We start from the raw sequence: 11,200 nt of genomic DNA on the forward strand, positions 1-11,200 counted from the left end.
CCCTGCGCGCCCCCTCCTTCCGCCCCGACCTGGACGAGCTCCGCGCCAAGGTCACCCCCCGCACCCGGCTGCTGCTGCTCAACACCCCGCACAACCCGACCGGCATGGTCCTCACGCCCGACGAGCTGGCGGCGATCGCCGAACTCGCCGTCGAGCGCGACCTCCTGGTGGTCACCGACGAGGTCTACGAGCACCTGGTCTACGAGGGCGCCCACCACCCCATCGCGGCCCTGCCCGGCATGCGGGAGCGCACGGTCTCCATCTCCTCCGGCGGCAAGACGTTCTCGCTCACCGGCTGGAAGGTCGGCTGGGCCATGGGCGACGCCCCGCTGGTCGCCGCCGTCCGCACCGCCAAGCAGTTCCTCACCTACGTCAGCTCGGGCCCCTTCCAGTACGCGATCGCCGAGGCGCTGCGCCTGCCCGACGCCTACTTCGACGAGCTACGCGCCGACCTCCGCCGCAAGCGCGACCTGCTGGCCGCCGGCCTCGGCGCGGCCGGCTTCGAGGTCTACCGGCCGGACGGCACGTACTTCATCACCACCGACATCGCCGCCCTCGGCGAGAAGGACGCCTACGCCTTCTGCCGCGCCCTCCCCGCCCGCTGCGGCGTCGTCGCCGTCCCCAACTCCGTCTTCTACGACGACCCCGAGGCCGGCCGCACCCAGGTCCGCTTCGCCTTCTGCAAGCGCGACGACGTCCTCAGCGAGGCCGCCGACCGCCTGCGGCGCCTGAGCGGCTAGCTAGCCCTGGCTCCCGGCGCGTGCCCTGGGGCGTACTGCTCGGCGTACTCGGCCGTCGCCCGCACGACGGTGATGACGTCGATCAGGACGCCGTCCGGTGCCGCGACGATGAAGTGCCGCTGCCCGAACTCCTCGGTGCGCAACGACAGCACCTCGGGCAGGCCCGCCCGGCCGACCAGACGCCGGTGTTCGGCGTCGACGTCGTCGACCTCGAAGTTCAGCAGCAGCCCGCCCCGGATGGCGGTGCGGTGTCCCTCGGGGATCGTCGGATGCGCGTGGTCGAGCAGCGCCAGCTCGTAGCGCGGGGCGTCCGGCCGGTGGAGGCTCACGTACCAGTCGGCCTCGAAGGTGGCCGCGAAGCCGAAGTGGTCGGCGTAGAAGCGGTGTGACGCGGCGACGTCGCGGCTGGCGATCACCGGATAGAAGCCGCTCAGCTCGGCACTCATGACAGGTCTCCCTTGCCTCGTTCCCCTGTTTCACATACCTCAGGTATGTGAAATCGCACGCTAACATACCCCGGGTACGTGAATGCGAGGGAGGACGTACCGCGATGGCCCCGACGAGAGCCGAGCAGCGGGCGGCGACCCGCCGCGCCCTGCTGGACGAGGCCCGCCGCCGCTTCGCCGAGGACGGCTACCACGACGTCGTCTTCGCCGAGGTCGCCCACGCGGTGCGCGTCACCAAGGGCGCCGCCTACCACCACTTCGACAGCAAGCTCGGCCTCTTCCGCGCCGTGGTCGCCGAGGTCCAGGCCGAGCTCGGCGAACGCGTCGCGGCCGCCGCCCAGAGCCACGACGACCCCTGGGAGCAACTGCGCGCCGGCTGTCGGACCTTCCTCTCCGCCGCGGCCGACCCCACCGTCCGCCGCATCGTCCTGCTGGACGCCCCCACCGTCCTCGGCTGGGCCGAGTGGCGCGCCATGGACGAGGAGTCCTCCGCCCGCCACCTCGCCGAGGCCCTCGACAGCCTCATCGCGGCCGGCACCATCCCCGACCAGCCGGTGGCGCCCCTCACCCGCCTGCTCTCCGGCGCCATGAACGAGGCCGCCCTCTGGCTGGCCGAGGCACAGGACCCGCGGGCACTCGCCCAGACGGAGCGCGCCCTGGACCGCCTCCTCTCGGGCCTCCGCGCCCGCCCCTAGGGCGCGTTCAGGCGGCCCGGCAGAGCGCCGCGGGGTCGGCCGGGGCCGCGGCGCGGGCCACGGTCGCGGGCACGGGACGGGCGGCGTCCGGCGCGGCGGCCGTGGCCCGCGAGCGGTTCCGCCCGAAGACGACGAGGCGCAGCACCACGAACCGGGCGACGCCGGCGAGCGCGGAGGCGGACAGGTAGACGACCTGCTCGAGCACCGCGCCGGGCGCCGCCACCAGCTGGTGCAGCACGACCATCGCCGCGCAGGTCACGGCGTACGCGGCCGCCGCGGACCCGGCCGACTGGGCGTGCTGGCGCCGGGTCGCGCGCCCGCCGGCGCCGAAGGTGAAGCGCGCGTGCGCCTCGGTGGCCAGGAGCGTGGAGGCCACGGTGATCAGGGCGTTGGCCAGGGCCCAGGGCATCCAGGCGGCGAGCCCCGCCACGGCGAAGCTGGACGCGAGCCCTATCCCGCCGCCGCAGAGCACGAAGCGGGCGAACGCGACGAAGGCGCCGGGCGCCGCCTGCTGCTGGCTCCGTGCTGTCTCCATGATCCGACCCCTTCGATGACCCCCAGCTCGTGACGCCATCATGGCACATCGATGGCGCCATGACGAGCCATTTACGACGCCATCCGCGCCACCAGATGACACCAGCATGCGCCAGGACCACGAAGGCGCAGGTCAGCGCCGGAACCGGGGGCGGTGGAATTCGTTTGCGGGACGCGGCGGCGGCCTGTCAGGCTCGCCGGTCGTGACGACCACTCCCCGCGTTGAACTCGTGACCGGCCAACTCGACATGGTCTGGTCCCTGTTCGAGTACCACCTCCCGGCGATCGACGACGACGCCTGCCTCTTCGAGCCCACCCCGAACTGCTGGACCGTCCGGCAGGACGAGGCCGGAAGGTGGGTCGCCGACTGGCGGGTGCCGGAGCCGGAGCCGGCGCCGGCCACCTCCATCGGGTGGCTGACCTGGCACATCGGCTACTGGTGGACCACCACCCTCGGCCACTGCTTCGGCGACGGCGCGCCCGAGCGCGAGGCCATCGCCTGGCCCGGCGACGCCGCCTCCGCCGCCGACTGGCTGCGCGGCCTGAAGGACGACTGGCGCGCCGCGCTCCAGCCCCTCACCGACGCCGACCTCGACTCCACCGACCGCACCAGGACCCTCCCCTGGGGCGAGGGCATGCGCCTGGTCGACATCGCCGGCTGGGTCAATTTCGAACTGGCCAAGAACGTCAGCGAGATCGGCTACGTCCTCCGCCTCCGCTGAAGTACGGCTCCGCCGCCACAACGGTACTTTCGGCCGGGTCCGCGCCCCGGCCGCGTTTCCTAGCCTCTCCGACCATGGACAGAGGTAACGCGGTCGACGTCGGGCTCGCCGTCATGTTCGCGCTGGGGATCGTCGGCACGGTCCTGCTGCTGATGGACAGTTGGGGCGGGGCATCCTGGGTGCTCACGAGCGCCGTCAGCGTGGTGGTGGGCGCCCTCGCCCTGCTGCGCCGCCGGCAGCGGACCCTGACCGCCTGCGCGGGGCTGGCCGTCGCCGCCTTCGGCGTCGGCGTCTCGGCGGCCACCGACCTCCCCCAGGAGCCCGGACCGGTCACCGCCCTCGCCCTGGCGGTGCTGGTCGGCTCCGCGATCCGGGCCCTGCCGCCGGCGCGGGCCGGCGGCGTCTGGCTGGCGAGCCTCGCGGTGCTGGCGGGTACCTGGCTCTCCGGGGACGGCGGGGTCCTGGTGCTCGCCACCCTGGCCTGGATCGCCGCCCCGGGGCTCGGCGCCTGGCTGCGCGTCCTCGACCGGGGCCGCCCGCCAGTCGACGGGCCGGTAGGTTCAGCGGGGTGACCATGCTGGACCGTGGCGTCAGGCTCGCCCTCACCGCCGGGTTCGGCGCGCTGTTCCTCGTCGCGCTCCTCGTCCAGGTCGTCTCCATCGCGCAGAGCTGGGGCGGCTGGTACTGGCTCCCCGGCGCGGCCTTCGCGGTGGCGGCGTGCCTGCTCGCGCTGGGGCGCCGCAGGCGGCGGGCCTGGTCGGCGGTCGCCGGCCTGGCCGTCGCGGCCGCCGCCGGCGCGGCGTCCGGGGTCGCCGACCTGCCGCAGGAGCCCAGCCCCGCCACCGCCCTCGCCCTGGCGGTGCTGGTCGGCTCCGCGTCCCGGGCCCTGCCGCCCGTACCCGCCGGGTCCATCGCGGCCGCCGGGCTCGCCGTCGTGGCCGGCGGCCAACTCGCCGCCCGGCCCGCCACGTCCGGCATCACGGGCGTGACGGGGCTGACCGCCGTCACCCTGCTGGCCGCCGTGGCCGCCGGACTCTGGCTGCGGCTCCTCGACGACCGGGCACGGACCGCCACCGAGAACGTGCGCCGGGAGGAACGCCTCGAACTGGCCCGCGAGCTGCACGACGTGGTGGCCCACCACCTCACCGGCATGCTGATCCAGGCCCAGGCCGCCCAACTCGTCGGGCGCAAGGACCCGGGCAAGGTCGCCGACTCCCTGGCCGACATCGAAACCTGCGCCGCCGACGCCCTGACCGCGATGCGCCGGGTCGTCGGGCTGTTGCGGGATGCCCCAGGGACCTTGCCGGCCTCCACCTCGCCCGGCCCCGAGGGGCTCGACGCGCTGGTCGAGCGCTTCAACCGGCAAGGCCGACAGGGTCCCCAGGTCGCCCTGCGGATGCCCGACGCCCCGGACGACGCCCAGGACGGCGCGCCGGCGTGGCCACCGGAGGTGACCAGCACCGTCTACCGCGTCGTCCGCGAGGCCCTGACGAACGTGCTGCGCCACGCGCCGCACGCCGGCTCGGTCGCGGTCACCATCAGCCAGAGCGCGCGCGGGGTGACCGTCGAGGTCGTCGACGACGCCCCGCCCGGACCAGCCCGGCCCACCCACCGCGGCGGGTACGGTCTGGTCGGCATGCGCGAGCGCGTCGAAGCGCTCGGCGGCACGCTCTCCGCCGGCCCGGCCCCGGGCCCAGGCGCCGGCTGGTCGGTGCACGCCACCCTGCCCGTCCCCACCCGGGAGCCCCGATGACCATCAGGGTCCTGCTCGCCGACGACCAGGCCATGATCCGCGGCGGCCTGCGGCTCATCCTGGAGGACGAGCCCGACTTCAGCGTCGTCGCGGAGGCCGCCGACGGCGCCGAGGCCGTCTCCCTCGCCCGCCGGCTGCGCCCCGACGTGTGCCTGGTGGACGTCAGGATGCCCCGGCTCGACGGCATCGACGTCACCCGGGCGCTCGCCGGCCCCGGCGTGCGCGATCCGCTGCGGATCGTCGTCGTCACCACCTTCGACCTCGACGAGTACGTGTACGGCGCGCTGCGCGGCGGCGCCGTGGGCTTCGTCCTCAAGGACGCCGGCCCCACCCTGCTGGTCGAGGCGGTCCGGGCCGCCGCCAACGGCGAGGCCCTGGTCTCGCCGTCCGTCACCGTGCGGCTGCTTGGGCACCTGGCGACCGCCGCCGCGCCGGCCCCCGCGAGCGGGGAGCCGTCCCCGCTCTCCGAACGCGAACTCCAGGTCGCGCGCGCCATCGCGCACGGTCGCACCAACCAGGAGATCGCCGGCGAGCTGTTCATCTCCCTCAGCACGGTCAAGGGCCATGTCTCGGCGATCCAGGGCAAGCTCGGCGTGCGCAACCGCGTCGGGATCGCCGCCTGGGCGTGGGAGAACCGCGTGGTGACCAGCACGGCATAGCGGCGGCCCGGCCGCCGAACCGGCCGAAAGACGGGTCACCGCGGGCCGGGACCGTGCTTTGGGCCGGTGCCGGACGAAGGCCCGGGTTTCCAGGATGGGCCCATGCCCAACGAGCAGTCCCCACCGGTACTCAAGGCCCAGGGCCTGACCAAGAGGTACGGCCGCCGCACGGCGCTGCGCGACGTCGACCTCACCATCCCACCCGGCCGCGTCATCGGCCTCGTCGGCCCGAACGGAGCCGGCAAGTCGACGCTGCTGCACCTGGCCTGCGGACTGACCGAGCCGACGTCCGGCCGGCTCGACGTCCTGGGATCCCGACCCGCCGCCAGCGCCGCGCACCTGGCCAGGGTGGGCTTCGTGGCCCAGGACACCCCGGTGTACGGGTCGTTCAGCGTGGCCGACCACCTCCGCCTCGGCGCGCGGCTCAACCCGACGTGGGACCAGGCCCTGGCCGAACGACGGATCGCCCAGGTCGGTCTCAACCCGACCCAGAAGGCCGGCCGGCTCTCCGGCGGCCAGCGCGCCCAACTGGCACTGACCATCGCCGCCGCGACCCGCCCCGAGCTGCTGATCTTCGACGAGCCGGCCGCCGCGCTCGACCCGCTGGCGCGCGACAGGTTCCTGGAGAACCTGCTGGAGTTCGTCACCGAACTCGGCGCCAGCGCAGTGCTCTCCTCGCACCTGCTCGGCGACGTCGAACGGGCCTGCGACCACCTCGTCGTGCTGTGCGACTCCCGGGTGCAGGTCGCCGGCGACATCCCCGACCTGCTGGCCACCCACCACCGCCTGGTCCTGCCACGCGGCGAACTCGACCGCCTGCCCGCCGGCGTCGACGTCATCAGGACGGTCGACGAGGATGGCGGACCCCACGTCACCGCCCTCGTGCGCGGCGACGCGGCGGCGCTGCCGCCACCCGGCACGGCCGGACCCGTCACGATCGAGGAACTCGTCCTCGCCTACCTGACCCGCGCGACCGCGCCCACCGGAAGGGACCGGCGATGATCTGGCTGAGCTGGCGGCAGTTCCGCGTCCAGGCGCTCGTCGCCGCACTCGCGCTGGCCCTGGCCGCCGCCTACCTGGGCCATCTCGGCCTGGACATCCGCGACGCCCATGACGCGTACCGGTCCCGGTGCGAGACCGAAGCCGACTGCGCCGAGGCCGCCGCCCAGTTCCGGAGCGCCTACCAGAACACCCTGCTGTTCCTGGCCGCCGGGCTCGCGCTGGTCCCCGCCGTCATCGGCGCGTTCTGGGGCGCGCCGCTCATCGCCCGGGAGATCGAGAGCGGCACCCACCGGCTGGTGTGGAACCAGAGCGTGACCCGCCGCCGCTGGCTCCTGACCAAGCTGCTGGTCGTCGGCCTGGCCGCCATGGCCGTGACCGGCGCGGCCAGCGCGCTGCTCACCTGGGCGGCAGGCCCGTTCGACGAGGTCGCCCGGACCCGGTTCGGCGCCCTGGAGTTCGGCGCCCGCGACATCGTGCCGCTCGGCTACGCCGCCCTGGCCGTCGTCCTGGGCACCGTCGTCGGCCTCCTGCTCCGCCGCACCCTGCCGGCGATGGCCCTCACCCTGGTGGCCTTCCTCGCGCTCCAACTCCTGGTGCCCAACGTCGTGCGTCCCCACCTCATGTCCCCGGAGACCGCGTCGCTGCCCATGACCGCCGAGGCCATCAACCAGGCCAGGAACCTGGGCTCCATCAGCGGCGGCGCCACCATCGGCGGCCTCGAACTCCCCGAGGCCCCCGGCGCCTGGATCAGCCACACGAGCCCGCTGCGCACCGCGGACGGCGCGTCGCTCAGCGAGGCCACGTTCAACAACTGCCTCGACAGCCCGCCGGAGACCGGTGCCGGCGGCAGGTTCGGCGACACCGCGGTGTGCCTCGGCGAACTCGACCTGCACGTCGACGTCTCGTACCACCCCGCGGAACGCTACTGGCCGTTCCAGTGGGCGGAGACGACGCTCTACCTCGCGGCCAGCGCCCTCCTGACGGCCTTCGGCCTCTGGCGCGTCCACCGCAGGCTGGGCTGACGGGTCAGCGGTCCCCGTCGAGCACCAGGACCACGTGCTCGTCCTCGCCGTCCCAGTCCGATCCGGCACGGCGAAAGCCGTGCCGTTCGAGCAGCCGCACCGAGGCCGAGTTCCCCACGTACGGATCGGCGTACAGCGGGCGCGCCGTCTCCTCCTCGAGGAAGAGCGCCAGCGCCCGCGAGCCGATGCCCCGGCCCCAGAACTCCCGGCCCAGCCAGTAGCCGATGAACCGCCGGCCGTCGTCCGCCGTCCACGCCACCAGGCTCCCCGCCAGCTCGCCGTCGACGGTGACGGCCCGCACGAGGACGTCGGGGTCCCCGAGGATCCGCTCCTTCCAGTGCGTCATGAACCGGTCCCGCTCGCGAGGCTGGAACCTCGACCGGCGCACGGCCTCCGGGTCGTGCTCCTGCGCGAGGAACACCTCCAGATCGGCCACCTCGACGTCCCGCAACCGCACCTGCTCTCTCATGCCGGCGCAGTCTGCCACCCCCCACTGACAGCCGGGCCGCCGCGCAGCGCGGCGCGCACCTTGGCCAACCCGCGCATGGCGACCTCGGCCTGGTGCGCGTACTCCCCGGCCCGGTCACCGTCGCCGAGGCCGGCGCAGGCACGGCAGATCCCCCGTTGGCGCGTCGGCCCGAACCGCTCGCGCGGCTACGGTGATTGTGCGTCGGGAGGGTGTTTCCTGTCGCCGGGCCCCGGGGTGTTGGCGCACCACAGGGGTCAACTCTCATCTGTTGATCGCCACGGTACGTATCACATCCACCACGTACGCGAGCGAGCGTCAGGCCTGAGTCAGGCCGTACACCCGGGTGTTGAGAATCGAGCCGATCTGTCTGACGCACTGACGCTTGATGAGGAACCGCAGGCAGTCGTGCACCCGCGCTTCGGCAAGCCCCGTACCGGCCGCGATCTCCTCGACGCCGTACCGCGCCTCACCACTCTCGGCGAGCGCGGGCGCGAGCAGCACGGCGACAGCCCAGACGTCCTCCGTGACCGTCAGCCGCGACCGCCACGACTCCAACAACTCCTGTGCGGAGGCGGACGGTTGGTCGGACGGAACCCGCTGCCGAGGCACGCGATCGAACGAGTCCGCCAGCCGCGCGACGGACCGCGCCATCGTCTGGAGCGCGGCGACACCTTCCCACCGCGCACGGTTCGCCTCCTCCTGCGCCTCGGCCAACCGTCTGTCGGAGCGCACGTTCAACTCCTACAACCGCACGATGACGTCGGCGACCTGCTGCGGCATCGGGTACGCCGTGACCGACTGCGCCTCGACCGTCTCCAACGAGTACGAACCCTCACGCTGAACGGTGACGACCATCTCGCTGACCCACGTCTTGAAGGGGCGGGCCTCGGGCTTCGTGCTCCCGTTGACGAGCGCGACCAAGCCCTGCAAGTTCACCATGCGCATGGACTTCTTGAGCCCGTGACCTGCGATGTTGCGTGAGGTGCCTACTCCATAGACGCTGCTTGCAAGATCGCTCAACAGGGCGGTGTGCTCTTTGGCGACATGATGCAGGACGGCCTGCCGAGTGTTCACGTACCCCAGACCAGTGGCCAGGTCCACGGCGGGGAACCAGTGCGAACCGTCTGGCAGCGTCAGCCGCCGAACTCGCATGCCCGTCGCCGTGTGGACGAAGTCGTTGATGTCGATCGCGTCCGCCGAGCGGTGTCGCTGAATGTTCCGTCTATCCACGAGACGGACACTAGACGGATGATCGCCCTCAAACTCACTCAATCAGCCCATATTCACCCGTTCGAGCTTGCCGGTACTCCTGTGCGATCGGTTCGAGCGCCTGCTCTCACCACCCGCCCTTCAGAACGGCGTTGGCCTCGCTCTGCGCGTTGACCTCGCGGACGCGCTGCCGCAGGCGTTGCAGCGTCGGACTGTCCTGACCCTGCTCCTGACCCTGCGCCTGGCTCTGTTGTGGTGCGTCAGTCGTTCCGTCTCCATCGGCGTTCTGCTGCGCGCTCATGTCTATTCAATCTCTTCCAACTCAGCCCAAATCGTCCTGCCGACGCCGCGCTGATCCGTGAACCCCCAGACACTGGCCCGCGTCGCAACGACAAGCGGGCCGCGACCACGCGTCCACGGCGGTTGACGGAAATCGCCGCGTGCGTCGCGTACTTCGATGCGTAGTGCCCCCACAAGACCCGGCTGCCGAAGCCGAAGCTGGAATCCGCGGCCCACCCCAGGGCCGGAGAAAACGGCACAGGCGGCCAGCTCATCGACCATCGCCCCGGCCACGGCACAAAGCGGGCTCTCGGGCGAATGACCCCACATACCAAGTTGATGAATTGCAAGTCGATGTGCGAGGCGCACAGACCGGCGCGTGGGAGCAAACTGCTGCACGAAAGTGCGCGGCTGCGGCGGATTTTCTGCTGTCATGCCCCTACGGTCCTGATACCCACTTATCGTGGCCAGCACTACAACCGGTACGCACGGTCCGGGTACGACCACGGGTCGTCACCTGTCAGCGGAGAAATGTGGTGGCATGGCCGAGGCACAAGCACAAGCACAGTCGCAGTCACAGGATCCAGAGGCGGAACTGCCCGAAGACAACGACGGCGCCCGCGACTTCATCCGCGCCGTCGGCAAGCTGTTCAAACGGGCACGTGAACGGGCCGGCCTCAGCCAGCCGGAGGCGGCCGAGCGCCTCAACTACGGTGTGGACATGGTCTCTTCGGTCGAGAGCGGCCGCCGCGTCGCCTCACCGGAAATGCTGGTGGCGGCCGACAAGCTCTTCCGCGCCGGCGGCATGCTGACCGCCGTCATCGACGACCTGGAAAAGGCCCGCAGCAAGGCGCGGACGCGACATCCGGCCTGGTTCCGCGTCTTCGCCCGGCTCGAAGGCACGGCCGTGGAAATCCACGAGTACAGCACCATGGTGATTCCGGGACTACTCCAGACCGAGGAGTACGCGCGGGCACTGTACGGGGTCCGGCAACCGCCATTCTCGAAGGAGACCATCGACACCCACGTCGCGGACCGCGTCGAACGCCAGAAGATCCTGCACAGTTGGCCGCCGCCGAAGACCAGCTTCGTGATCGAGGAAGTGGTGCTGCGCCGCTGGATCGGCAGCCGAGAGGTGCACCGCGGGCAGTTGCTCAATCTTCTCCGCGCCGCGGAACTCCCCGGCACCGAGCTCCAGATCATGCCCACCGCCCAACCCGAACACCCGGGATTGACCGGGCCCTTCATCCTGCTCACCCCGAAGGGCAAGTCCCAGCTCGCTCACATCGAATCTCACGGGCAGAACCGCCTCATCACCGACGCGGAACAGGTGCGTCTGATGGCGGCCCGATATGGAAGTATCCGAGCACAGGCTCTCAACTTCCGGGAGTCCACGGAGCTGATCGAGAAGCTACTGGGAGAACTATGAGCAACGAGACACCCGAGCTCGCCTGGTACAGGTCCAGCTACAGCGACAACGAAGGCGGCGCATGCGTCGAGGTCGCCGTCGAGTGGCGCACGTCCAGCTACAGCACCAACGAGGGCGGCGCCTGCGTCGAGGTGGCGACGGGCACCGACGCCGTGCACGTCCGCGACTCCAAGCAGTCGGACGGCCCCCGGTTCCACACCTCCCCCGCCACCTGGTCGGCCTTCCTCACCTACGCCACCAC

Annotated in this window: 16 protein-coding genes; 10 read left to right on the forward strand and 6 right to left on the reverse strand. The window is 72.1% G+C overall.

The genetic code is table 11. From position 1 onward, the window contains the following. Positions 1–740 (forward strand): aminotransferase class I/II-fold pyridoxal phosphate-dependent enzyme (locus E1265_RS25975; RefSeq protein ID WP_132933438.1); only part of this gene is annotated, 740 nt, incomplete at its 5' end. Here E1265_RS25975 and E1265_RS25980 read toward each other — a convergent pair. After that, positions 737–1,186 (reverse strand): VOC family protein, encoded by a 450-nt coding sequence (locus E1265_RS25980; RefSeq protein WP_132933439.1) that lies wholly within the window; start codon positions 1,184–1,186, stop codon positions 737–739. The genes E1265_RS25975 and E1265_RS25980 overlap by 4 nt on opposite strands. A 104-nt stretch (positions 1,187–1,290) precedes the next feature. On the opposite strand from E1265_RS25980, the gene E1265_RS25985 reads away from it, so the two are divergent. Beyond that, positions 1,291–1,881 (forward strand): TetR/AcrR family transcriptional regulator, encoded by a 591-nt coding sequence (locus E1265_RS25985; protein ID WP_132933440.1) that lies wholly within the window; start codon positions 1,291–1,293, stop codon positions 1,879–1,881. 7 nt (positions 1,882–1,888) lie between these two features. On the opposite strand, the gene E1265_RS25990 is transcribed toward E1265_RS25985, so the two are convergent. Continuing rightward, positions 1,889–2,416, reverse strand: coding sequence for a hypothetical protein (locus tag E1265_RS25990; protein WP_132933441.1), 528 nt, complete (start codon positions 2,414–2,416; stop codon positions 1,889–1,891). 202 nt (positions 2,417–2,618) lie between these two features. On the opposite strand from E1265_RS25990, the gene E1265_RS25995 reads away from it, so the two are divergent. The 6 genes from E1265_RS25995 (at position 2,619) to E1265_RS26020 (ending at position 7,573) form a co-directional block, all read left to right on the forward strand. Beyond that, complete coding sequence (locus E1265_RS25995; protein WP_243741111.1) at positions 2,619–3,137, forward strand: DinB family protein; 519 nt, start codon at positions 2,619–2,621, stop codon at positions 3,135–3,137. A gap of 74 nt (positions 3,138–3,211) precedes the next feature. Then, positions 3,212–3,709: a metal transporter gene (locus E1265_RS26000; protein ID WP_132933443.1), complete on the forward strand. Its 498-nt coding sequence runs from the start codon at positions 3,212–3,214 to the stop codon at positions 3,707–3,709. 2 nt (positions 3,710–3,711) lie between these two features. Continuing rightward, positions 3,712–4,890 carry a histidine kinase gene (locus E1265_RS26005; RefSeq protein WP_132933450.1) on the forward strand — a complete coding sequence of 393 codons (1,179 nt, stop codon included), beginning with the start codon at positions 3,712–3,714 and terminating at the stop codon, positions 4,888–4,890. Further along, complete coding sequence (locus tag E1265_RS26010) at positions 4,887–5,549, forward strand: response regulator transcription factor (RefSeq protein WP_132933444.1); 663 nt, start codon at positions 4,887–4,889, stop codon at positions 5,547–5,549. Before E1265_RS26005 ends, E1265_RS26010 begins: the two co-directional genes overlap by 4 nt. A 102-nt stretch (positions 5,550–5,651) precedes the next feature. Then, complete coding sequence (locus E1265_RS26015) at positions 5,652–6,551, forward strand: ABC transporter ATP-binding protein (protein WP_132933445.1); 900 nt, start codon at positions 5,652–5,654, stop codon at positions 6,549–6,551. After that, positions 6,548–7,573: an ABC transporter permease subunit gene (locus E1265_RS26020; protein WP_132933446.1), complete on the forward strand. Its 1,026-nt coding sequence runs from the start codon at positions 6,548–6,550 to the stop codon at positions 7,571–7,573. Before E1265_RS26015 ends, E1265_RS26020 begins: the two co-directional genes overlap by 4 nt. Before the next feature lie 4 nt (positions 7,574–7,577). Here the strand turns inward: E1265_RS26020 and E1265_RS26025 are convergent, their stop codons facing one another. The 4 genes from E1265_RS26025 to E1265_RS37295 form a co-directional block, all read right to left on the reverse strand. Then, complete coding sequence (locus tag E1265_RS26025) at positions 7,578–8,042, reverse strand: GNAT family protein (RefSeq protein ID WP_132933447.1); 465 nt, start codon at positions 8,040–8,042, stop codon at positions 7,578–7,580. Positions 8,043–8,357: 315 nt separating this feature from the next. Beyond that, the gene (locus tag E1265_RS39630; RefSeq protein ID WP_243741112.1) at positions 8,358–8,774 is read right to left on the reverse strand and encodes a hypothetical protein; all 417 of its coding nucleotides are present in this window, start codon (positions 8,772–8,774) and stop codon (positions 8,358–8,360) included. A 9-nt stretch (positions 8,775–8,783) separates the two neighbouring features. Next, positions 8,784–9,272, reverse strand: coding sequence for a Bro-N domain-containing protein (locus E1265_RS39635; RefSeq protein ID WP_243741113.1), 489 nt, complete (start codon positions 9,270–9,272; stop codon positions 8,784–8,786). A gap of 106 nt (positions 9,273–9,378) precedes the next feature. Beyond that, positions 9,379–9,552 (reverse strand): hypothetical protein, encoded by a 174-nt coding sequence (locus E1265_RS37295; RefSeq protein WP_165953879.1) that lies wholly within the window; start codon positions 9,550–9,552, stop codon positions 9,379–9,381. A gap of 519 nt (positions 9,553–10,071) precedes the next feature. Between E1265_RS37295 and E1265_RS26035 the strand changes: the two genes are divergently transcribed. Both E1265_RS26035 and E1265_RS26040 read left to right on the forward strand, forming a co-directional pair. Next, on the forward strand, positions 10,072–10,959 hold the full coding sequence (locus tag E1265_RS26035) for a helix-turn-helix transcriptional regulator (RefSeq protein WP_132933448.1): 888 nt from the start codon (positions 10,072–10,074) through the stop codon (positions 10,957–10,959). Next, positions 10,956–11,200 (forward strand): DUF397 domain-containing protein (locus E1265_RS26040; RefSeq protein ID WP_132933449.1); only part of this gene is annotated, 245 nt, incomplete at its 3' end. The genes E1265_RS26035 and E1265_RS26040, both read left to right, overlap by 4 nt.

The organism is Streptomyces sp. 8K308 (assembly GCF_004348315.1).
Classification (GTDB): domain Bacteria; phylum Actinomycetota; class Actinomycetes; order Streptomycetales; family Streptomycetaceae; genus Streptomyces.